Below are 22,563 nucleotides of genomic sequence, written 5' to 3'. Positions count from 1 at the left end.
AAGCAAAAAAGTTAGATAGAAGGAAGTTATATAATGCCAAAATTAAGATCAGCCACATCAACGCAAGGCCGTAATATGGCAGGTGCACGTGCACTGTGGCGAGCCACCGGCATGACCGATGGCGACTTTGGCAAGCCGATTATTGCGGTTGTAAACTCGTTTACACAGTTTGTTCCAGGTCACGTTCACTTGAAAGATATGGGGCAACTCGTTGCTGGTGCGATTGAAGAAGCAGGCGGCGTAGCAAAAGAGTTTAATACCATTGCTGTTGACGATGGCATTGCAATGGGCCATAGCGGTATGTTGTATAGCTTACCTTCTCGCGATCTTATTGCTGATTCAGTGGAATACATGGTCAATGCGCACTGTGCTGATGCTATGGTGTGTATTTCCAACTGTGACAAAATCACGCCGGGTATGATGATGGCGGCAATGCGATTAAACATACCGGTGATTTTTGTTTCAGGTGGCCCAATGGAAGCGGGTAAAACCAAGCTATCGGATCAAATCATCAAATTAGACCTTGTTGATGCCATGATTCAAGGTGCCGATCCAAACGTATCAGACGAGCAAGCCGCACAAGTAGAACGCAGTGCTTGCCCAACCTGTGGTTCATGTTCTGGTATGTTCACCGCAAACTCGATGAACTGCTTGGCTGAAGCATTAGGGATTGCGTTACCGGGTAACGGCTCAATGTTGGCAACCCATGCGGATCGTAAACAGCTTTTCCTTAAAGCAGGTGACGAAATCGTTAAGCTAACTAAGCGTTATTATCAAGACGAAGACGAGTCTGCCCTGCCTCGCAATATTGCTAGTAAAGCTGCGTTTGAAAACGCGATGTGCTTGGATATCGCCATGGGCGGTTCAACCAACACGGTATTGCATTTATTAGCCGCAGCACAAGAAGCTGGTATAGATTTTACTATGGACGATATCGACCGTTTATCTCGCATCGTTCCTCATTTATGTAAAGTGGCACCGTCTACGCAAAAATATCATATGGAAGATGTCCATCGCGCTGGTGGTGTTATCGGTATTTTAGGTGAGTTAGCACGTGCAAACTTGCTTGATACCAGTGTTAAAAACGTACTGGGAACATCGCTTGCTGAACATCTTTCGCGCTACGACGTTAAAGTAACCGAAGACGAAGACGTTAAAACCTTTTATCGTGCAGGCCCAGCGGGTATTCGCACAACACAAGCCTTTAGCCAAGATACACGATGGGATACGCTCGATGACGACCGCGAAAATGGCTGTATTCGAAGTAAAGAACACGCCTTTTCTCAAGACGGTGGCTTAGCGGTGTTATCAGGTAACGTCGCACTAGATGGTTGTATTGTTAAAACTGCCGGCGTTGCAGAAGAAAACCTAACCTTTACCGGACCTGCCCATATTTTCGAAAGCCAAGACGATGCGGTTGACGGCATTTTGTCCGGCAAAGTCGTGGCGGGTGAAGTTGTTGTTATTCGCTATGAAGGCCCTAAAGGTGGCCCAGGTATGCAAGAAATGCTTTACCCAACCACTTACCTTAAATCGATGGGCTTGGGCACTAAGTGCGCCTTGATCACCGATGGCCGTTTTTCTGGCGGTACGTCTGGTTTATCGATTGGTCATATTTCGCCTGAAGCAGCAGATGGTGGTGCCATCGGATTAGTAGAGCAAGGCGATATCATTCATATCGACATTCCAAAACGCGTTATCGAGCTACAAGTTAGCGATGAAGTGCTTGCTGAGCGACGCGCAGCCATGGATGCAAAACCAGCAAAATGGCAGCCTGCTGATCGTGTTCGCCCTATCAGCTATGCATTAAAAAATTATGCGATGCTGGCAACAAGTGCCGACAAAGGGGCTGTAAGAAACCGTAAACTCCTAGATGGAGAAGGCTAATGACCGAAGCCGAGCGCGAACAATTACTGGCAGAAAAAGACAAAGCTTTGTCTTATCTGCGCAGTATTATGACATCACCGGTATACGATGTAGCGGTTGAGTCTGATTTAACGCCATTAACCAAATTGTCAGATAAGTTAAACAATGACATTTGGCTCAAGCGCGAAGATCAGCAACCCGTGCATTCGTTTAAACTGCGTGGTGCCTATAATAAATTGTCGATGCTCGATGAACAGTCTAAACAGCAAGGTGTGGTTGCAGCATCTGCAGGTAACCACGCGCAAGGGCTAGCACTCGCCGCTAAAAAGCTCAATATTGCGGCAACTATCGTGATGCCAATTACAACGCCTGATATAAAAGTGGATAACGTTCGCCGTTATGGCGCTGACGTTAGACTTATAGGCAAAAGCTACAACGAAGCGCAAGCCGCGATGCATGATGTTGCCAAAAAAGAAGGTAAGACCGTCATTCATCCTTTTGACGATGAAGATGTGCTTGTTGGACAAGGGACGGTAGCGAAAGAGATTTTGCAGCAAAATCCTAATGCGGATGTTGTTTTTGTCCCGGTTGGCGGCGGCGGATTGCTTGCTGGTATGGCGGTGTATTTGAAACAAATGGCACCACACGTTCGTGTGATTGGTGTAGAAGCCGAAGATTCCGCTTGTTTAAAAGCAGCATTAGAAGCAGGACAACCGACCGACCTAGCGCAAGTTGGCCTATTTGCCGATGGCGTCGCGGTTAAGCGTATTGGTGAAACCACCTTTGGCCTAATTGAGCGTTACTGTGACGATGTTATTACCGTCAATATCGACGAAATCTGTGCCTCAATCAAAGACATTTTTGAACAAACGCGTGTGATTGCCGAGCCCGCTGGTGCGCTTTCACTTGCAGGTCTACAAAAATATTGTGCTAATAGCGCTGGCCAAGAAAATTTAGTGGCTATTTTATCTGGCGCTAACATGAATTTTCATAGCTTACGTTACGTCAGTGAACGTTGTGAATTAGGTGAGCAAAAAGAAGCGGTACTCGCAGTCACTATTCCAGAGCAAAAAGGCAGCTTTAGGCGCTTTTGTAAGTCGCTTGGCGGTAAGGTGATTACCGAATTTAACTATCGTTATAACCAGCAGTCGGCTGAAAAGAATGCGAGCGCTAATATCTTTGTTGGCGTGCGCGTAGCCGATAGCCAGCAGCGACATGCCCTTGTTGAAAGTTTATCTTCAAGCTTTTTTGTTAGAGATTTTACCGACAACGAACTGGCAAAACTGCATGTACGTTACATGATTGGTGGTCACAGCCCAAGTGCTTTGAATGAACGTATATTCCGTTTTCAATTTCCAGAATACCCGGGTGCGCTCGAAAACTTTCTCGACATGCTAGGTGAACATTGGAACATTACCCTATTTCATTATCGCAACCATGGCGCTGCCTTTGGACAAGTACTTGCAGGTTTTGAATTAGACGATAGCGATCACAGCCAGTTCTTCGAACATCTCGCTTCACTAGGTTATGTTTATAGCGAAGAAACTGACAACCTAGCCTATCAAGCGTTTTTAGATTAACCATCGCATGAACAAAAATACGCTACCTTTATTTGTTGGCGCTATTGTCGCCATCATCGTGATACTCGTGCTTAACGACTTCACTATAGTCGATCGCTGTTTAGAACAAGGTGGCTCTTTTGACTATGAACAAGGTCATTGTTTGTTAGCTAATGGTGAGATTTATGTGTGGGATAAAACGCCCTATCTTGTCGCCTTTAATTTTATTGTTGCTATCGTGCTTGCGTTTATAACCTCGCGTTTGTTAAAGCGTTTCATCACGTCATTCCGTGCGTGATTATGGGGACTCGTTACTGACGTGCCTAGGAACAAGAACAAGGGACGCGCAGTCGAGCTGCCCTTCTTATTACCCCTTTAGGGGTGATATATATAAAACGAGATCCCGCATACCTAGAAAACGATAGTGCTGCGCCCCTTTCACTGCTGCTACGCATCCATCTTTCGCAGTATTAGTAAATCCATTTACGTCAATGAAGCGTACCTCTTTCCCTGCAGCTAAGCTGCTTCCAAACACAAAAAAAGCACCCGAAGGTGCTTTTTAACATGTGAAGCAAAGATTAAATCTTATAATCAATCACTTCATAACCAAGTGCTTCAAGTTGTGGTCTCAACGTCTTCGCGTCACCAACTACAACAAACACCATTTCTTTCAAATTAAGATGCTTCTTCGCTAGGCCATTGATTTCATCTTTAGAGATGGTTTCAACGATTTTAGCTTGTTCTGCAACAAAACTTGGTGATAGGTCATATTCTAAAATTTGGCCTAAGAAACCTAATTTAGCGCGCGGCGTTTCATACTTACGTGCATCACGTTGGTTAACCGCAGCGCGCATAAAACTTAGCTCTTCGTCGGTAATACCGTTTGCTGCATAGTTATCGATTTCTTTCACAAACTCTACGATAGAAGCATCAGTCGCGTCTGCGCGTACTTCACCGTATGCTGTGTAACGACCGGCCTCTTTATCACCCGAGAAGTAAGCGCCTGCACCGTAAGTGTAGCCTTTATCTTCACGTAGATTTAAGTTGATACGGCTGTTAAACGCACCACCTAATGGGAAGTTCATTAAGTAAGATTTGTAGAATTCACCCGTGAAGTCACGTGTTAATGAGCGCTTACCAATACGAATGGCTGACTGTGCAGCACCGTCTTTGTTCACTAGGTAAATAACGCCTGTTTTAGCGTCTGACGCCGGCAACGTAATGTCTAATGCCGGACCTTCACCTTGCCAGCTTTCCATTGACTTAAGGCTTACCACTAATTGCGCTTGCGTTAAGTCTGATACAGCAATGATTTGACCATTGGCTGGCTTAACAAACTTGTCGTAATACGCTTTAGCGTCTTCAACTTTAAGTGCGCTTACTGTTGCTTGCGTACCTGAAGAAGGTAGTGCTGCAATGTTGTCTGCATTAAGTAATGCGTCGTAAGCGCGAGATGCTAAGTAACCTGCATCTTTCTTGTTGTTGATAATGCCCTGAATCGTTTGGCCTTGAAGGCGAGCGAATTCATCTGCTTTAAACGCTGGCTTTTGTAGCTTCTCATTCACTAACGCTAAGGTTGCATCAAGGTTTTTGGTTAATGCATTAATGTTAATGTTGAGGTAGTTAGCTGATGCGCTGATGTTTACAGAACTACCTAACTTACGTAATTCCTTAGACATATCTTCGGCGCTGCGCTCTGTTGTTGATTCATTCAACATTTGTGCAGTTAAGCTAGCAATACCCGCTTGTGATTTATCTTGGTAGTAGTTACCCGCTGGTAGTTTAATCAGTAAGCTAGTCGTTGGTGTTTCAAGACTTTGTGTACCAAGCACTTTAATGCCATTGCTTAGTTTTTGGTTCCACATTACCGGTACAGATACCGCTTTAGCTACGCCCGCTTGAGGCATTACACTGCGGTCGAACGTATCTTTTGCACGGCGAATCACAACGTCGTCAGCTTTTGTTTCTGCGTACTCTGGAATCGTGCGAGGCTTGATTTCCCAGTTGTCTGCTTTAGCCGCTGTTTCTGGCTTGCCGTTAGGCACTACACTTACGATAACCGCTGATTTATCTTTGATGTAAGTGTTATACACACGCATAACATCTTCTTTGGTTACGTTGTTGTAACGCGCGATATCTTTTTCGATATAGTTAGGATCTTTTGAGAAGGTCTCGTTTGCCGCAAGTTGGCTCACTTTGCCACTCACACTTTGTAAACCAAAGATAAAGTTAGACTCCATCTCTGCTTTTACTTTAAGTAGATCGTCGTCTTCAACACCACGTTGTTCAAATTCAACTAAGGTGTCACGGATAACTTTTTCCATATCCGCTAACGACTTACCTGATGCCGGATGAGGCAATGCAAGTAAAGTAAAGGTACATGCTAATTCAGCACATGGATGGTTGGTAGACGCTTGAACCGCTAATTGGTTCTTCACTAAGTTTTTGTATAACAGTGATGTTTTACCGCCACCTAAAATACTCGCTAACACGTCCAATGGCGCTTCGTCTTCGTCACGAAGGCTCACTGTTGGGAAGCTCATGTAGATAAGTGGTAAGTGAATATTATCTTCAAAAGATACATAACGGTCTGCTTCTAACACAGCTGGTTGTGGTTCTTGGTCAACGACTTCTGGGCCACGAGGAATTGTGCCGAAGTACTTGTTCACTAGTACCAGTGTTTGTTCAACATCAATGTCACCACCAATCGTTAGCGTTGCATTGTTTGGACCATACCAGCGCGAAAAGAAGGCTTTCATGTCGTTCACATTGGCGCGGTTTAGATCATCCATGTAACCAATGACAGGCCAAGAATATGGATGCCCTTCTGGGTACATTGCCGCACTTACCGTTTCCCAAAGGCGACCATATGGGCGGTTATCAACACGCTGACCACGTTCGTTCTTTACAGTTTCACGTTGGTTTTCGAATTTCTTCTCAGTTACCGCATCAAGTAAGAAACCCATGCGGTCCGCTTCTAGCCACAACATTTTTTCAAGTTGATTTGAAGGTACTGTTTCGAAGTAGTTAGTACGGTCAGTATTAGTTGTACCGTTTAAGGTACCACCTGCTTCGGTGATGATTTTGAAATGCTCTTCGTCTGCTACGTTTTCACTACCTTGGAACATCATGTGTTCAAAAAAGTGAGCAAAACCCGATTTACCAATGTCTTCACGCGCACTACCAACGTGATAAGTCACGTCAACGTGTGCCAATGGATCAGACATATCTTGATGTAGAATAACTGTTAAGCCATTGTCTAACACATATTTTTGGTAAGGAATGACTGTTTTTCCCGCTTGCGCTTTTACTTCTTCAACAAATGACACGCCAGCAATGTTTTGTGCTGGGTTTGATTCGTCTGTTGAAGGCGATTGCTGACAAGCCACAACGCCTGTGAGCAATAAAGCCACCGTCCATTTCTTCATAAAATTCTCCAAGAATAATAAAAAAGAGCGACACATTGCTTGTCGCTATTTTCGATAAAAATGAGGTTCCACTATGGGAACCTCGCTTTATTTACAAATTTTTAACACCCATATTCCACAGTGTAAAGGCAAATATGTCGGCGTACTGGTCGATAGTTTTCGACACTGGCGTACCCGCGCCATGACCAGCATTGGTTTCTATACGAATCAATGTTGGTAATGGACCAGCTTGTTTTGCCTGAAGTTCTGCAGCAAATTTAAATGAATGTGCCGGTACTACACGGTCATCGTGATCACCTGTAGTGATCATAGTAGCAGGGTAGCTTACACCCGCTTTAACGTTGTGCAGTGGCGAATAACCTTTTAGGTACTCATACATTTCTTTGCTTTGCTCTGACGTGCCGTAGTCATATGCCCAACCTGCACCAGCAGTAAAGGTGTGGTAACGCAACATATCTAGTACACCAACAGCTGGCAGGGCAACACGTTGAAGTTCAGGGCGCTGTGTCATAACCGCACCCACTAATAAACCACCGTTAGAACCACCCATAGTCGCTAAGTAATCGCTAGACGTGTAGTTTTCAGCAATTAGGTACTCTGCTGCTGCAATGAAATCGTCAAACACATTTTGTTTGTTCATTTGTGTGCCAGCATTGTGCCATTTCTTACCGTATTCACCGCCACCACGAAGGTTTGCAACAGCATAAATACCACCCGCTTCCATCCAAACGGCGCGAGTAACGCTAAATGAAGGCGTTAAGCTGACATTGAAACCACCATAGCCGTATAAAATTGTTGGGTTGGTACCGTCAAGCTTTAACCCTTTCTTATGGGTAATAATCATCGGTACTTTAGTGCCGTCTTTTGACGTGTAGAACACTTGCTTAGACTCGAACTTGTCAGCATCAAACTTTGCACCAGATTTACGATATACGCTTGATTCACCCGCTTTTGGTTCAAACGCATATATAGTGCCCGGTGTTTTGTAGTTAGTGAACGAGTAGTAAAGCGTCGTTGCTTCTTTCTTACCTGAAATGGCACTTGAACTACCAACACCTGGTAAGGCAATTTCTCTTACTTTCTTGCCGCTATAGTCGTATTGATACACTTTAGAAATAGCGTCAACCATATATTCTGCAAAAATGTAGCCTGCGCCACCTGATGCGCTCAACACATGCTCTGTTTCAGCAATAAAATCAGTCCAGTTTTCAACGCCCGGCGCAGCTGCATCCACAATCACCATCTTTTTATTTGGCGCGTCTAAGTTGGTCACAAGCATGAGCTTGCCGTCTTGATGATCAAACACATACGTATCTGAATTTGTATGGTCTAGCACAGTCACTAACTTGCTGCCTGGTTTCGACAAGTCTTTGATGAATAACTTGTTACCTGATGTCGATACAGAAGCAGTAACGACAAGGAATTTTTCATCTTCTGTTAAGTAACCACCTACATAACGGTGTTTCTCTGCATCAGTACCACCAAAAATAACTTTGTCGTCGCTTTGTTTGGTACCTAGCTTATGGAAGTACAGCTTGTGTTGGTCTGTTTTAGCGGAAAGCTCACTACCTTCTGGCTTGTCGTAGCTAGAATAGTAAAAACCTTCTGTACCTTGCCATGAAATGCCAGAGAATTTTACGTCAACTAACGTATCTTCAATTTGTTCTTTGGTTTCGGCATTAATCACAATGATTTTACGCCAGTCACTACCACCTTCAGAAATACTATACGCAGCAAGCGAGCCATCTTTTGAAAAGCTTAAACCCGCTAACGATGTCGTGCCATCTTCACTAAACTTGTTTGGATCTAAAAAGACTTCTGGTTCGCCACCGTCAAGCTGGCGATAAACGACGTATTGGTTTTGTAGGCCATCGTTCTTATAAAAATAGGTATATTTGCCTTCTTTGAATGGCGCGCCTACTTTTTCGTAGTTCCAAATATCGGTTAACTTGTCTTTTAACGCGTCTCTATAAGGAATTTGATCAAGGTAGCCAAAAGTAACCGCATTCTCTGCTTTTACCCAAGCTGCAGTTTCGTCACTCATATCGTCTTCTAACCAACGATATGGGTCGGCAACTTGGTCGCCAAAATAGGTATCTACTGTGTCGTCTTTTCTGGTTTGAGGGTACTGCACTGTAATTACGTCCGTTGCTAGTTCGGCTGCGCTAGATTGCTTCGATGCTGAATCGCTATTACAGCCCATCAGCATAGTTGCCAATACACCGGCAGCAACTAAAGTAGGGGTTTTCTTCATTTTTGACTATTCCTGAGGTTATTATTTCTTTTTGCTTTAGACCGATGATTTTTCTAATCATTATCAGCCAATTACCACAAGCATTAACATACTGATTCTAACAAATGAAACTGACATTGAAATAATTTGTACACAACGACACAAAGGAATTTGTAAAGAAATATGTATAAAGCGACACATTTCTTCGCCAATGCGTGTTTTTTACAAGCTAATAACAAGGCTAACTTTTTAAGCCACTGCGAATGTGATACCTTTCAGTCAGCAAAATAAATCAAGGAATTCCATTGTGTTGAAACAACTTTATGTAACGGCACTTGCCTCGTTTATAGCGGCCCACGCGGTTGCCAAAGACTTAACCGTAGAAGACTATAAACGCGCTGAAAATCAATTAAATAGCAAACTATCTAAGTACGTCGACCAACAAGTGTTAAATGCACATTGGTCTAAAAATGGTGTACTAACGCTAAAAATGCAAGAACAAGCGCAACAAAGGTTTTATACCGTCGATGTAAACACTGGTGTAAAACAGCTTGCGTTTGATCATCAAAAGCTTGCAACTGCATTAGCAAAAGCGGCAGAAAAAGACATTGCTGCAGATAAAATCCCAGCGCGATACGCTGATTTTATTGATAACACCAACGTAGCGCTTAGCATTACTGGCACTCGTTTCATTTGTGACACCAGCGCCTATCAATGTGCGAAAGACGGTAACGCTGTCAGCAAGAAAGAATTTTTATCACCTGATGGTAAAAAAGCCGTTTTCATTCGCGAACATAATCTTTGGATGCGCACACTCGCTGACAATAAAGAAGTTCAGTTAACCCGTGATGGCATTGAAGACTTTGGCTATGGCACTAACAATGCCGGTTGGATAACCAGTGAAAAGCCGGTGCTTTTATGGTCGCCGGATTCTAGCAAAATCGCCACATTTAAACACGATAGCAGAAACGTTGGGACGATGTCGATGGCTTCAACTAATGTCGGCCACCCTACTTTGCACCATTGGAAATATCCACTGCCTGGTGACGAACATATCTTTAAAATTACCCGCGTTGTGGTTGACGTTACTAACGCCAAAGTCACTAAGCTAGACATGCCAGCAGACGACCATCGCAGCACAATTACAGACCATGTTGCTGGTTGGGGTGGTGAATTTTTAGATGTCTATTGGGCACAAGACAGCGCAGGCTTTGCCTTTGTATCGTCTAGCAGAGATCACAAAAAAGCGACATTACGCCTTGCTAACGCCAATACCGGAAAAGTAACGACTTTATTTACTGAAACCGAAGAGACCTTTTTTGAGTCAGGCGTAGATGGCATAAGCTGGCGTTACTTAGACAAATCCGACGAAATCTTATGGTTTTCACAACGGGATGACTGGGGCCACTTATACTTGTTTGACGCTAAATCAGGTAAGTTGAAGCGCCAAATCACACAAGGTGAATGGACTGTTCGTGAAGTGTTGCATGTTGACCAAGCTTCAGGCGATATCGTCTTCACTGGTGCGGGTAAAGAAGGCGGCGACCCTTACTATCAGTACCTATACAAAGTAAACAAATCAGGTGACAACCTCACCCTTTTAACACCTGAAAAGCTACATCACCGTGTGGTTCTGAACAAAGAAACAGGTTATTTCGTTGACCGCATGTCAACGCCACAGCTACCTGAAGTGGTTAAACTTAGACACATCAGCGGTAAAACTGTTGGCACTATCGCCGAAATGGATATTAGTGCATTAACCGCAACAGGTTGGAAAGCACCCGAGAACTTTGTGGTAAAAGACAGAGACGGTAACTTCGATTTATATGGTCTTGTGTTCAAACCACATAACTTTGACGCCAGCAAATCTTATCCTGTGGTCAATTATTTATACCCAGGCCCGCAAGTGGGTTCAGTGCGTGGTCGTCACTTTAATATTGCGCGTCGCGACCATCAAGCGCTAGCGGAACTCGGTTTTGTTGTGGTTGTACTTGATGCGCTCGGCACACCGGGGCGCAGTAAAAGCTTCCATGAATTCTACTATGGCAACATGGGCGATAGCGGTATTCCAGATCAAGTTGCAGCCATTAAGCAACTTGCTAAAGAGCGTCCATACATGGACCTAAACCGCGTTGGTATTTGGGGCCATTCAGGTGGTGGCTTTGCCTCTACACGCGCACTTTTGCTCTTCCCTGATTTCTTTAAAGTGGCAGTATCTCAAGCGGGTAACCATGACAACAGAAACTACGCTGATGAGTGGGGTGAGAAATGGCATGGCATGCTAGTGAACAACGAAGACGGCACGACCAACTATGACAGCCAAGCCAACCAATTAATTGCTAAAAACCTTAAAGGTAAACTGTTGATTGCTCATGGCACATTAGACACAAACGTACCGCATTACAGTAGTTTGCTTGTGGTAGATGCATTAATTGCTGCCAATAAAGATTTTGATATGCTGATGCTGCCAAACCGTGGTCACGGCTTTGCTAACGAACCGTATATGATGCGTAAACGTTGGGATTATTTTGTACAGCATTTGATGGGCGTTAATCCACCGAAAGAGTTTTCGTTTGGTGAATAATTGAAGGCGAGTCTTTTATCGATTCGTCATTCCGTGCTGCGACACGGTATCTCATAAAAAAGCCAGTTGATGTAAATCAACTGGCAAAATGAAGCACTAAATCTATTTGATTTTGCTACAGACTAAGCGAAGGAATAAAAATGGAATTTTTACCTAAGTTATTTGCAAAAAAGTTCTCTCCCTATACTTCTTATGCACACATAAAACTATTTGGACTACTTTTTTGTGTAGCGATTGCGAGTTCTATCGCTGGTTCAAAGTCTCAGTTTTTAGGTGAATTGGTATTTTTTAACGGAATGGCTATTGTATCAATAGTGTTAGCAGGATTCGCATCCGCTCATCATTACCGCGAGAAATCTGAACAAAACGCCTCCACTCCACTCCTTGAAAAAGTGATTTCGTCCTCTTTATTTGATGCGGTGTCTAAGCCTTTTGCAAAAGTAGCTAAGCTCTTTTTTATTATTACCTTTCATGGCTTTTTACTATTTTCAGTAATAGCTTTTGTAATGCCTACAGCAATCCATTTAGTTGCAAGTTAGTACAATCTTCTGAAAGGAAGGGGTTTATCGCTTCCCGTTAGATAAAAAAGCCAGTTGATATAAATCAACTGGTTTTTTCATTTGTTTAGATGTTTAAGAACATTTTAACGCTAAGATTTTAATCGCTGCATCGCTATAAGATCTTAACACCCATTTTTTGCCGCCTTCATAAGACCACAGCATAGTACTTTTCGCGCTGTCACTGTGTTCAATGTTGGTGATAACTTTAGCATTAGAGCGCTTAGCAAATTGCCAACACACTTGCTCTGCCGTTCGTTGGTTGGATAAAAAATGAAAGCCTTGGCCACAATTAGATCCTATTAAACTTTGGTCGTAATAATCATCACAATAGGGTGCCATTTGTCCAACGATGCGGTAGTTGCGATTTGTGCCTAGCCATACTGTTGAGTCACTTTTCTTCTTTGAACCTTGGAAAAAGATATCACCCAGTGCTTGCTCTGCAACTACTTGTCCACGTGTTGTATCGGAATGAGGTTTACCCATTGTTTTTTGTTGCTCGACATCACGAATTAAATCTTCGCAACCTTCTTTCAGCTTAATAAACTTGTCTAACGCTTTCTGATCCGCTGACGATAGGCTTGAAGACTGGAACTTTCGACTAAATTCGCTGGTGTTTTTACCTATATTCTTACGCAACCAATTATCTAAACTACTGTTGCCTCTGCTCGACAATTGCATGGCAGCTTTGCTTGGCCATGCATCGTCACCCAGCACAGGGTTAACCACCGCATCAAAATACTTACCCACTGAATAACAGTTTTGATTGTTAGCGTCATAGGCATATGACTGAAATGATAAAAATGCCGTCAAAAAAACAAAAAACTTCATAAACATTGTCCAATTATAATAATTTGAATCCATAGGGTTTCTACCATACACAAATTCTTTGTATGGGGAAAAGGGATAGTTTGATTATCGTCATTCTGTGCCAGACACGAAATCTGTTTTAAATTTCACGGTTTGATCTGCAATTTATCTATCACTCCTAAAGGAGTAATAGTCCAGGGGTGTTGCGTGACACCCCTAGGACATACCCCCACGCCCCAAATTCGATTTGAAAACCCCGCTATTGTTTTTTAATGATGTCGACGCACCGTCTCAATAGCACATCCCTGTCCTATTTCACCTTGTTCTTCGTCCATGAAGAACTTATGCGTGATCATCAAAAAACACTAGCGGCAAACCTCAATGGGGAATCGGTCATGTTGCAATGCTCGTTGTGTTGGCTAAATGTTGAGTAGCAAAGGAAGAAGGTTTATGCAATTTTTACTTTATGGCTTTTAGCCCTGAAGCTTATAGCTCAATAATCAAACATCTCCATCATTCCGTGACTGACACGGAATCTGTTTTCAAATAGTGGAACTTCCGTGCTATCTTTACTTTCATCAATGCGTCTGATTATTAAGGGAAAATCATGGGTCACAAGGTTGCGGTGTTTAGTTCGAAGAAGTATGACGAGCGCTTTTTAACCCGATATAACAAAAACGATGCTATTGCGTTAACGTTTTTTGAAAGCAAACTCAGCCGAGAAACTGTTGAGCTAGCCAATGGCTTTGACGCGGTCTGTATTTTTGTTAATGATGAAGTCGATGCCTTCGTATTAGAAAAACTCGCCAGTTTTAATGTCAACGTGATAGCACTGCGCTGCGCTGGGTTTAACAACCTAGATCTACAAAAAGCGAAAGCGCTAGATATAGCTGTTTGCCGTGTGCCCGAGTACTCGCCAGAAGCTGTTGCAGAACATGCGGTAGGCCTAGCGCTAACCTTAAGTCGAAAATTTCATAAAGCCTATAATCGTGTGCGTGAAAACAACTTTTCATTATCAGGCTTGCGCGGTTTTAACTTTCACAATAAAACCGTTGGCATTATCGGCACAGGTAAAATCGGCATTGCCACAATGCGAATCTTCAAGGGGTTTGGTTGCAAACTAGTATGCTATGACCCATATCAAAATGAACAAGCTATTGCGCTAGGTGCTGAGTATCTCGACCTAACAGATTTGTTGCAATGTGCCGACATTATTAGTTTGCATTGCCCGTTAATGCCACAAACGCAATATATGATCAATAAGGCTACACTCACTCAAATGAAACGTGGTGCTATGCTAATTAACACTAGTCGTGGTGGCTTAATTGATAGTGAAGCGGTAATTTCTGCGCTAAAAGATAAGCAACTCGGTTATTTGGGTTTGGATGTGTATGAACTAGAAAGCGAACTCTTTTTTGAAGACTTATCTTCAGAAGTTATTGATGATGACGTGTTTCAGCGACTACTCACCTTCCCTAACGTTTTGATCACCGGTCATCAAGGTTTCTTTACTGAGGAAGCGCTAACCACCATTGCAGAAACAACCTTAGGTAACTTGCATCAGCTGTTTAACAAGCAACCGTGCGAAAACCTATTGTGATGGCTCGTCTTCAGCAATAGGCGGCAGGTCGCCATAGCGCTGCTTGTATTTTTGAACTGATTCATTGTTGTAATCGCTTTGTTGCATACGCTCAAACACACTAGCATGAATGCTCGTAGGAATCTTATGTTGCGCGGGGATTTCGCGCACCAGTTTTCCCATTAATTTAAACTTACCTTTGTATTCGTTGTGAATCGAGGCAAACGTATTGGAACTGACGTTTGTTAGATAAGGGTCAAATTGCAGACCATGAGCGTTTGCTTGCGATTGCATCCATCGCATTGGAATGTCCGACAAAACACTGTCATCTTTGTCTGGTGCATAGCCACCACCAATATCTGAATGACTACCGGTAAACCATACCTGTTGCAGGTCGACGCCTTCTCTTGGTAGCCAAACTGTCGGTTCAAAATCACTTCGCAGTTCATCAAGCGACAATGCATGTCGCGCCACCTTAATATTGCCACCCAGTTTACGATCGTAGAATAAGTCTTTATCGTCGATTAAACCAAAAATGGTAAACGGCAGACCCATTGCACCAACGGTGTCAAACACACCGACAAAGTCAACTTTACTATCTACTGCTATCGCATATTGGCTTCGCCATTGCTTGGCATAATCTGAAGACGGCTTGTATTTCTTGGTTTTGTATAACTCAAAAGCTTGCTCAATTTTATTGCCATGAACACTCTTTAAAATACCGCAATTATTCAGCATGCCGCACAAACTGCGCACAGTATAGGCGCCACGACTAAAACCAAACAAAAAGATTTCATCACCCTCACTATAGTTGTGCACCAAGAAACGGTATGCGTCTTTAATGTTTTTATCTAAGCCCGCACCAATTGCACCACCAAGCAATTTATTATGATACGAACCAATACCCCAATCATAAAACACTACTTGTTTGTTGCCATGGCTATCCTCAGGTGAGATTGCACGTGCAAACTTTAAAACATTGGTTGGGTGATCGTTTTTGTTTAAGCGCTCGGGTCTATTCCAGGTACCGTCACAACAAATCACAATTCGCTTTGCCATGGTTCACTCCATTGTTTTGTTATTAGTTTTAGCGTTTTTTAACTAGCTTAGTAGCAAAGATAAACATCGCAACCACAATTAAGCCAGCGATTAACCCTATGATGCCATCAAACAAAATAGGTAATAACCAATGGCTCCATTCACCTACTATCGGCAACAATGCCGCAGTAACCTGCCCAGATACTTCAGCTAGGCTATGAAAGCTGTGCGTTAATATGCCGCCACCAACTAAAAACATCGCTAAAGTACCGACAAATGCCAGCGTCTTCATCAGCCAAGGCGCGGTAACTAAAATAGCGCGACCCGTATATAACTGGAATCGATTAAACTGACCAGTAAATGATTTTTTGAGCAGATATAGACCTAGATCATCGAGTTTCACGATGGCAGCAACTAAACCGTAAACGCCAATGGTAAACAGTACAGCCATGGAAGACAGTACCATTACCTGCATTTGAAACGATTCACTCGCTACCGTACCTAGGATAATGACGACAATTTCTGCGGATAAAATAAAGTCGGTTCTAATTGCCCCTTTTATCTTGGTTTGTTCTAGCGCTGTAATCGCCTCTGGGGTACTTGTTTGTGTTGTTGCTTGCGGCGTGTGATGTTTTTTGCCATGTACTTTTTCAATAACTTTCTCGGCTCCTTCGAAGCAGAGAAACAAACCACCAATAACCAAAAGCACAGTGATCAGGGGCGGATAAACCGCGCTAATTAACAAAGCTGCCGGTACTAAAATGAGCTTATTAAGAAATGAGCCTTTGGTTACCGCCCATACCACGGGAAGTTCCCTATCAGCTTTCACACCAGAGACCTGTTGCGCGTTTAATGCCAGATCATCGCCCAATACACCCGCAGTTTTTCGTGCAGCGACTTTCGACATTGCGGCAACATCATCCATCATCGTTGCTATATCATCTAGTAGGGTCAGTAAACTCGCACCTGCCATCTCATTTCCTTTTTATGCAATTGCTAATAGCAAAAAGTGTAACAAGATAATTGCTTGAATGACCAACGAAAAATAATAGGGATTTAGTGAACAATAGGGTAGATTAAAACTATTCGTTTTATCGGTTGTAGATTTATGGATTCAAGCAAACAACTAAAAGCTCATCATATAATTATCAGTCAGATTATCTTAACCGTTATTGCCTTAACGTTAGCGGTTGTATTCAGCATAGAAATGGATCTTTATTCGTCGAGCTTAAGTTTTGATGTAACAGCAGGGGTTGGACTAGCTGTGCTTACCTATTTGTTTTTTGCGGCACTGGTCAAAATTCCTAATCCATTGCAAAAACCTATTTCCGCGCTGACTAATTCATTAGTGCCGATGTTTAAAGGACTGCAATGGCCCGCTATTGCCGTTATTTCGTTGTTGGCAGGTATTTCTGAAGAGTTATTGTTTCGAGGCGTTATGCAGTCGCCTCTCACCGAGAAGCTTGGGATGTGGCCAGCAATATTAATCACTTCCCTCATTTTTGGCGCTATGCATGCGCTTAATTTTGTTTATTTCGCGTTAACGTTTTTTATCGGGTTATTGCTTGGGCTAGGCTATATTTATAGTGATAGCTTATTGCTAGTAGCCGTTTGGCACGCCGTTTACGATTTTATCGCGCTAACGGTGATCGTTAAAAAGCCTCATTTGTTGGGTGCCGACATGCAAAAGGAAGCATAATGAATATAAAATCCTCATTTTTTTTAGCCGCCGCAGCCACGGCCCTGTTTACCGCCTGTGCAAGTGCAGATAAAACAATGCCAAGTGACGTACAAGTCTATATCTCGTCTGGCCAAACGCAATGTAACAATGACGGCATGACGCTAGCACAATCTAAAGCGCTGTTAACCGAACAAGAGGTACTTGTTTCAACCTCTAGTTGCGCCATGGTAACCGGCATCAGCTATATAAGCATGTGCGGTGCAGAAACGGGTATTATTCACGTGCATCAAATAAAATCGGTCAATTTGGACAAAGCAACTGAAGCAGGCTTCAAGCCAGTTGGCACGTTACAAGAAAGAGGTTTAGGCTTTGAAAAAACCAGCTGTCCTAGCGGCGCAGGACAACAGCCAGCAAAACCCAAACAACCCCCTAAAAGCATTAACTAACACCAATACTATGGGCTAGCCCTGCTCTAGGTTTAACAACCATTGCTTACGAGCTAGTCCGCCGCCATATCCAGTAAGCGAACCGTCTTTCCCTATAACGCGGTGGCAAGGAATAATAATGGCAATGCGATTATGGCCGTTGGCATTGGCCACCGCTCGAGTCGCCGTAGGTTGCCCGATATGCTCCGCCTGTTGTTGATAACTGCGCGTTTGACCATAAGGGATCTGTTGCAACTGGTACCATACTCTTTGCTGAAATTCGCTACCAGGCGCATCAAGCGCTACTGAAAATGATTGGCGCTTATGCGCAAAGTATTGTGCTAGCTCTTGCTTGCATTGCTGAATATGGTTGTTTTCTCCCGCCAATATAACCGCATCAAGTTTGCGCTGAATATCTTTAAATTCATTCTCTAATCCTCTCCTGTCAACAAACTCAAGTAAGCAAATGCCGTCGTCAGAAGCACACACAAACATTGGACCTAGGGGTGTATCAAATCGATCAAGAAGCAAGCGATTTTTGCGATTTTTTTGTGGCGATTTTCCTACTAACTTCTTGAAGGTATAACCAAAACCACTTAACGAATCATAGCCACTATCCATCGCCAGATCCGCCGTTTTTTCGCCCGCTTGTACTTGTTGAAAAGCTTGGTTAATGCGTGACATCCGTTGATATGCTTGAAACGTCATACCGTAATGCTTGTTAAACCATCGACGCACCTTTTCTGGCGCAATGTTATGCTGTCGCAGCATACTGTCGCCTACTTTAATTTGCGGGTTTGCTTTTACTAACGACATTGCAGCAGTAACCGCCTCGGGTGCAGAAAATGCATTTTGTCCAGGGTTACAAACCTTGCAAGGCCTAAACCCCTCATCTAGTGCATCTTTTAACTCACTGTAAAATTTAACATTGGCTAACTTAGGCTTTCTAGCCGTGCAGGTAGGAATGCAGAATATGCCCGTTGATGTAACGCCTACATAAAAAGTGCCAAGGTAGTGTGAATCCTTAGCAACAAGGGCTTGGTAATATTCTTCTATAAGCTGAGGTTGAGTAATCCACATGTTTTATCGTTAACTAACAACTGATAATCCCATTGTGAAATATAGACGATACGGCAACAACCGAAATTTGAACAAGCAATTAAAAAAGGCCACATCAGTGGCCTTTTTATCTATGGTGACAAGCCTTAGAAACGAATAGACGCTACCAAAGCAAAGGTCACAGCAGATGCATCAGCATTAATACCTGCATCTTCAAAGAAATCTTCATATTTGCTGGTTTCACGCAATGTTAAAATACCATCAAGCGTGAACGCTTCCCACGAATAACCTAAACCGCCAGCAAGCTGCAAGCCAGAAAATGATTCGCTGAAGCTCAACTCAGATAATTCCCACTTTTCACTATAGAAACCACCGCCAATGTAAGCTTTAAAACCTTCTTCTGTTAGGCCTGAACCCCATAAACCAAGCAGATCAAAACCGTCATTTTCAAGACTGCTTAAATCCGAATGCTCGGTCATATAGTAATTAACGCGAACGCCAACTTCGTTGCTAAATGCGTAACCACCCGACAACACGTAGCCGGTGAATTGGTCGTCGCCAAAATCTTCACTATCTGCATTAACTTCAAGCACATAATAACCTGCACCTAAAGTGGCGTGTTTACCAAATACGGCATCTTCGTATTCTTCTGCAGAGGATTGAAACGAGAATAAAAGCGCAGTGAGCGCCAACCCTGTTAAAATAGACTTCATCAAATTTTCCCTAATATTTATTGTTAATACGCACTTCATCTAGATGAGCGCTTTATTTTTAAAATACATCGGTATTTTAAAGAATTCGTATCGATTTATGATTGAGACAATACAAACTAAAGTTACACTTAATCATGGACTTACACAACGGAATTTTTAGATGCTTATTCGCCCTGCGACACCTGACGACATAAAACAAGCAATCCCCTTAATGTACTCATCTGGCCCTGAAGCATTTAACTATGTGTTTTCTGTGACCCATGAGAGTCAATCGATAGAGTTTTTAAGTTATGCCTATAAAAAAGGTGACGGTGAGTTCGGTTATCAGGATCATTTCGTTGCTGAAATTAACGGTGAAGTTGTTGGGCTAGTAGGCTATCGACCCGCCCAGGACAACTTGCGATACACACTATCTGCTATCAAACGTATTTTTGTCTATTACGGCCTTTTAAGCGGCCTCAAGGTTATTAAACGTGGACTAGCATTTGAAAAAATTGTACCGCCACCACCTAAAAATACAGCGTGCTTGCATAACTTTGGGGTAAGCAATAGCGTCCGTGGCCAAGGTATAGGTGCGCGCATGATGACTATGGTCGCTGAAAAAGCGAAACAACAAGGTTACAGCGCTGTGGTGTTAGATGTTGCAGAGACAAACCCAAAAGCGAAAGCTTTGTATTTGAGGCAAGGCTATCAGGTCATTGATGCTAAAACAGGGCGTTTACAAAATCGTTTTGGCCGTGGTGTTAGTCACGAGTTGATGCAGTTAAAGCTTTAATCACAAAAACACCACCGACAACACCGGTAATTGCCGCAATAATCGGTAGTTTAGCCACCGCCAGCAGCGCTGCACTAACAACAAAGCCTGCTCCAATAACACTATTAAGCAGTTGTTTATGTTGGCTGTCTTGCTTGGCCAACGCTTGGTTGATGAGCTCTTTTTGCGTTTCATGCGCCTGTTTACCTACGCGCAAGTAATCGTAAACAAGATCTGGTATTTCAGGCAGTTTTTCGTTCCAAAACGGCAGGTTATCTTTGATTTTTTCAAACACCGCCTTCACACCCATTTGCTCTTTGACCCATGATTCTAGGTAAGGCTTAGCTGTTTGCCATAAATCCAGTTGTGGATACAACTGACGACCCAGACCTTCGATATAAAGTAAGGTTTTTTGCAACAACACCAGTTGCGGCTGCACTTCCATATTAAATCGACGGGCGGTATTGAACAGATTCACCAATACTTGGCCAAATGAAATTTCGGCTAGTGGTTTATTGAAAATGGGCTCGCAAACCGTGCGAATAGCAAACTCGAACTCATCTACGCTGGTATTGGCAGGCACCCAACCTGAATCTACATGAAGCTCCGCGACTTTTCGATAATCACGATTGAAAAAGGCGACAAAGTTTTCTGCTAAGTAGCGTTTATCTTCGCGGTTTAGCGTACCTACGATACCGCAGTCTATCGCTATCCACGTTGGATCGTCAGGGTTGGTCACATCCACAAAGACGTTGCCTGGATGCATGTCCGCATGAAAAAAGCTATCTCGAAAAACCTGAGTAAAAAAGACTTCCACGCCCCTATCAGCAAGCACTTTCATGTTGACGTTAAGGCTTTTCAGTTTTTCAACCTCACCCACGCCAATGCCATAAATACGTTCCATTACCAGCACATTTTTGTGGCAAAACTTGCTGTACACTTCTGGCACATAAAGAATCTTGTCGCTGGCATCACCTTGTGAAAAATTGCGTTTTAGTTGAATGGCATTGGCGCCTTCACGCATTAAATCTAGTTCGTCGATGATAGTTCTTTCATATTCTTTAACTACCTCAACAGGGCGCAAACGTTTACCGTCTGGCAACCATTTAGCAACTAGCGATGCAATAACCGACATCAGTTTAATATCAGCGCGAATAATTTTTTCGATGCCAGGCCTAAGCACTTTAACGACGATTTGATGTGTTTCACCATCTAAAGTCATCGAGGCGGCATGTACTTGCGCAATAGACGCAGATGCCAATGGGTTGGTATCAAATTCTGCGAAATGTTCGTTATACAGACTTTCTCCAATCGCCTTTCTAACGATTTTTTCTGCTTGTTCACCTGAAAAGGGCTCAACTTGATCTTGTAGCAAAGCTAGTTCGTTGGCGAAGTCTTCTGGCAATAGATCACGGCGAGTAGAGAGCATTTGACCAAATTTAATAAATACAGGGCCAAGTGATTCAATAGCTAAACGAAAGCGTTGGGCGGGCGTTTTATCTTTGTGTTTGTTACCTATCCAAAAGAAACACATGCGAAACACCTTGGCATACCAAGGTAAAAATCGTGCAGGAATGAGTTTGTCTAAACCAAACTGCAAAAACGTGCTAAAAATGCGAAACAAACGAGCAAAACTCACTGTTACTGTCCCTTAATTTTTTGATCTATCGCGACAATGCGTTGTTCAATGTCTTGAAGTAGCTTGACGGTATAATCCACTTGTTCATTAAACGCTGTTAGTTCTGAACTAGACACCACTAGCTTTTGCTCATGTAGCAGATATTCAGACGCGTCAGCGGCTACAGTTTTACCAAAAAAGCCAATCTTTTGGGCAATAAACTTGTTGCCTCGCCACAGCTTATACATTGCAACATCACCAATATGCTTGGCTACTTCTGATTGCCAATCGATATTAAGTTTATCGATTTCGCTGGTTAACTGCTGCGCGATTTTAATGTCGCCAGTAACAACAATTTGTTCAGACTTGATTAAATCGGTAATTTGCGCCCCTTGCTTAAGTTCACTTAAACCAGAAATGCTTGTTTTCACCGCGCAGTCTGTTTGCGCAAATTGTGTTGCATCAACTGCGTGCACTGAAACATCGTTTTCGCTGAAGGACAGCAAGAAGCATTGCTCAAGTTCATTGAACGCAAGCCCGAGTTGTTTACCCTTTAGCTGCGCAAATGGATAGCCCGCTGTATTCATCACCAATACTTTGGCTATCGCCTTTTCGATTAAAAGCGTTATTCCCTGAACGAACATTGTTTGCGCCATTGC

The 22,563-nt window shown here is 43.1% G+C and carries 18 protein-coding genes; 9 read left to right on the top strand and 9 right to left on the bottom strand.

Annotation, left to right across the window (positions count from 1 at the left end; translation table 11 throughout):
* Positions 1-33: 33 nt before the first annotated feature.
* From ilvD to QUD85_RS00515, 3 genes are read left to right on the top strand one after another with little or no spacing between them, the layout of a single operon-like run.
* Positions 34-1,887, top strand: coding sequence for a dihydroxy-acid dehydratase (gene ilvD, locus QUD85_RS00525; protein ID WP_093329316.1), 1,854 nt, complete (start codon positions 34-36; stop codon positions 1,885-1,887).
* Positions 1,887-3,446: a threonine ammonia-lyase, biosynthetic gene (gene ilvA, locus QUD85_RS00520; RefSeq protein ID WP_093329318.1), complete on the top strand. Its 1,560-nt coding sequence runs from the start codon at positions 1,887-1,889 to the stop codon at positions 3,444-3,446. Before ilvD ends, ilvA begins: the two co-directional genes overlap by 1 nt.
* Before the next feature lie 7 nt (positions 3,447-3,453).
* Positions 3,454-3,723, top strand: coding sequence for a hypothetical protein (locus QUD85_RS00515; RefSeq protein WP_093329320.1), 270 nt, complete (start codon positions 3,454-3,456; stop codon positions 3,721-3,723).
* Positions 3,724-4,003: 280 nt separating this feature from the next.
* Here QUD85_RS00515 and QUD85_RS00510 read toward each other — a convergent pair whose 3' ends face one another.
* Together QUD85_RS00510 and QUD85_RS00505 are read right to left on the bottom strand one after the other, a co-directional pair.
* Complete coding sequence (locus tag QUD85_RS00510) at positions 4,004-6,853, bottom strand: M16 family metallopeptidase (RefSeq protein WP_093329321.1); 2,850 nt, start codon at positions 6,851-6,853, stop codon at positions 4,004-4,006.
* Between the two features lie 91 nt (positions 6,854-6,944).
* Positions 6,945-9,107, bottom strand: coding sequence for a prolyl oligopeptidase family serine peptidase (locus QUD85_RS00505; RefSeq protein ID WP_093329323.1), 2,163 nt, complete (start codon positions 9,105-9,107; stop codon positions 6,945-6,947).
* A gap of 286 nt (positions 9,108-9,393) precedes the next feature.
* On the opposite strand from QUD85_RS00505, the gene QUD85_RS00500 reads away from it, so the two are divergent.
* Together QUD85_RS00500 and QUD85_RS00495 are read left to right on the top strand one after the other, a co-directional pair.
* Positions 9,394-11,670 (top strand): S9 family peptidase, encoded by a 2,277-nt coding sequence (locus QUD85_RS00500; RefSeq protein ID WP_218139593.1) that lies wholly within the window; start codon positions 9,394-9,396, stop codon positions 11,668-11,670.
* A 140-nt stretch (positions 11,671-11,810) separates the two neighbouring features.
* Positions 11,811-12,209, top strand: a complete 399-nt coding sequence (locus QUD85_RS00495; RefSeq protein ID WP_093329324.1) for a hypothetical protein — start codon at positions 11,811-11,813, stop codon at positions 12,207-12,209.
* A 93-nt stretch (positions 12,210-12,302) separates the two neighbouring features.
* Here QUD85_RS00495 and QUD85_RS00490 read toward each other — a convergent pair whose 3' ends face one another.
* On the bottom strand, positions 12,303-13,058 hold the full coding sequence (locus QUD85_RS00490) for a hypothetical protein (RefSeq protein ID WP_143047946.1): 756 nt from the start codon (positions 13,056-13,058) through the stop codon (positions 12,303-12,305).
* Between the two features lie 586 nt (positions 13,059-13,644).
* Here QUD85_RS00490 and QUD85_RS00485 point away from each other — a divergent pair.
* Entirely contained in the window at positions 13,645-14,637 is a 993-nt protein-coding gene (locus QUD85_RS00485) for a 2-hydroxyacid dehydrogenase (protein WP_093329327.1), read from the top strand.
* Here QUD85_RS00485 and QUD85_RS00480 read toward each other — a convergent pair.
* Both QUD85_RS00480 and QUD85_RS00475 read right to left on the bottom strand, forming a co-directional pair.
* Entirely contained in the window at positions 14,629-15,675 is a 1,047-nt protein-coding gene (locus tag QUD85_RS00480) for a DUF2235 domain-containing protein (RefSeq protein ID WP_093329329.1), read from the bottom strand. The genes QUD85_RS00485 and QUD85_RS00480 overlap by 9 nt on opposite strands.
* Before the next feature lie 28 nt (positions 15,676-15,703).
* Complete coding sequence (locus QUD85_RS00475) at positions 15,704-16,627, bottom strand: DUF808 domain-containing protein (protein WP_093329330.1); 924 nt, start codon at positions 16,625-16,627, stop codon at positions 15,704-15,706.
* A 135-nt stretch (positions 16,628-16,762) separates the two neighbouring features.
* On the opposite strand from QUD85_RS00475, the gene QUD85_RS00470 reads away from it, so the two are divergent.
* Both QUD85_RS00470 and QUD85_RS00465 read left to right on the top strand, forming a co-directional pair.
* Positions 16,763-17,353 (top strand): CPBP family intramembrane glutamic endopeptidase, encoded by a 591-nt coding sequence (locus QUD85_RS00470; RefSeq protein WP_093329332.1) that lies wholly within the window; start codon positions 16,763-16,765, stop codon positions 17,351-17,353.
* Complete coding sequence (locus tag QUD85_RS00465) at positions 17,353-17,781, top strand: hypothetical protein (protein ID WP_093329333.1); 429 nt, start codon at positions 17,353-17,355, stop codon at positions 17,779-17,781. Before QUD85_RS00470 ends, QUD85_RS00465 begins: the two co-directional genes overlap by 1 nt.
* 15 nt (positions 17,782-17,796) lie before the next feature.
* Here the strand turns inward: QUD85_RS00465 and QUD85_RS00460 are convergent, their stop codons facing one another.
* Positions 17,797-18,840: a bifunctional transcriptional activator/DNA repair enzyme AdaA gene (locus tag QUD85_RS00460; protein WP_093329335.1), complete on the bottom strand. Its 1,044-nt coding sequence runs from the start codon at positions 18,838-18,840 to the stop codon at positions 17,797-17,799.
* Between the two features lie 125 nt (positions 18,841-18,965).
* Entirely contained in the window at positions 18,966-19,532 is a 567-nt protein-coding gene (locus QUD85_RS00455) for a hypothetical protein (RefSeq protein ID WP_093329337.1), read from the bottom strand.
* A 160-nt stretch (positions 19,533-19,692) separates the two neighbouring features.
* Here QUD85_RS00455 and QUD85_RS00450 point away from each other — a divergent pair, with 160 nt between their 5' ends.
* Positions 19,693-20,307 (top strand): GNAT family N-acetyltransferase, encoded by a 615-nt coding sequence (locus QUD85_RS00450; protein ID WP_093329339.1) that lies wholly within the window; start codon positions 19,693-19,695, stop codon positions 20,305-20,307.
* Here the strand turns inward: QUD85_RS00450 and ubiB are convergent.
* Complete coding sequence (gene ubiB / locus QUD85_RS00445; protein WP_093329341.1) at positions 20,276-21,925, bottom strand: ubiquinone biosynthesis regulatory protein kinase UbiB; 1,650 nt, start codon at positions 21,923-21,925, stop codon at positions 20,276-20,278. The two genes, QUD85_RS00450 and ubiB, sit on opposite strands and share 32 nt — an antisense overlap.
* A 2-nt stretch (positions 21,926-21,927) precedes the next feature.
* Complete coding sequence (locus QUD85_RS00440; RefSeq protein WP_093329343.1) at positions 21,928-22,560, bottom strand: ubiquinone biosynthesis accessory factor UbiJ; 633 nt, start codon at positions 22,558-22,560, stop codon at positions 21,928-21,930.
* Positions 22,561-22,563 lie beyond the last annotated feature (3 nt).

Source organism: Thalassotalea agarivorans (assembly GCF_030295955.1).
In the GTDB taxonomy this organism is placed as follows: Bacteria; Pseudomonadota; Gammaproteobacteria; order Enterobacterales; family Alteromonadaceae; genus Thalassotalea_D; species Thalassotalea_D agarivorans.
Note: the sequence above shows the minus strand (reverse complement) of the source record. Positions and strands in the feature narration are given on the sequence as shown.

Coding starts and splice junctions, on each gene's coding strand:
- QUD85_RS00460 (WP_093329335.1), bottom strand. CDS start 18,840: ATGTGGATTACTCAACCTCAGCTTATAGAAGAATATTACCAAGCCCTT.
- QUD85_RS00515 (WP_093329320.1), top strand. CDS start 3,454: ATGAACAAAAATACGCTACCTTTATTTGTTGGCGCTATTGTCGCCATC.
- QUD85_RS00505 (WP_093329323.1), bottom strand. CDS start 9,107: ATGAAGAAAACCCCTACTTTAGTTGCTGCCGGTGTATTGGCAACTATG.
- ilvA (WP_093329318.1), top strand. CDS start 1,887: ATGACCGAAGCCGAGCGCGAACAATTACTGGCAGAAAAAGACAAAGCT.
- QUD85_RS00455 (WP_093329337.1), bottom strand. CDS start 19,532: ATGAAGTCTATTTTAACAGGGTTGGCGCTCACTGCGCTTTTATTCTCG.
- QUD85_RS00465 (WP_093329333.1), top strand. CDS start 17,353: ATGAATATAAAATCCTCATTTTTTTTAGCCGCCGCAGCCACGGCCCTG.
- QUD85_RS00490 (WP_143047946.1), bottom strand. CDS start 13,058: ATGAAGTTTTTTGTTTTTTTGACGGCATTTTTATCATTTCAGTCATAT.
- ilvD (WP_093329316.1), top strand. CDS start 34: ATGCCAAAATTAAGATCAGCCACATCAACGCAAGGCCGTAATATGGCA.
- QUD85_RS00440 (WP_093329343.1), bottom strand. CDS start 22,560: ATGGCGCAAACAATGTTCGTTCAGGGAATAACGCTTTTAATCGAAAAG.
- QUD85_RS00510 (WP_093329321.1), bottom strand. CDS start 6,853: ATGAAGAAATGGACGGTGGCTTTATTGCTCACAGGCGTTGTGGCTTGT.
- QUD85_RS00470 (WP_093329332.1), top strand. CDS start 16,763: ATGGATTCAAGCAAACAACTAAAAGCTCATCATATAATTATCAGTCAG.
- QUD85_RS00475 (WP_093329330.1), bottom strand. CDS start 16,627: ATGGCAGGTGCGAGTTTACTGACCCTACTAGATGATATAGCAACGATG.
- QUD85_RS00485 (WP_093329327.1), top strand. CDS start 13,645: ATGGGTCACAAGGTTGCGGTGTTTAGTTCGAAGAAGTATGACGAGCGC.
- QUD85_RS00495 (WP_093329324.1), top strand. CDS start 11,811: ATGGAATTTTTACCTAAGTTATTTGCAAAAAAGTTCTCTCCCTATACT.
- QUD85_RS00450 (WP_093329339.1), top strand. CDS start 19,693: ATGCTTATTCGCCCTGCGACACCTGACGACATAAAACAAGCAATCCCC.
- QUD85_RS00480 (WP_093329329.1), bottom strand. CDS start 15,675: ATGGCAAAGCGAATTGTGATTTGTTGTGACGGTACCTGGAATAGACCC.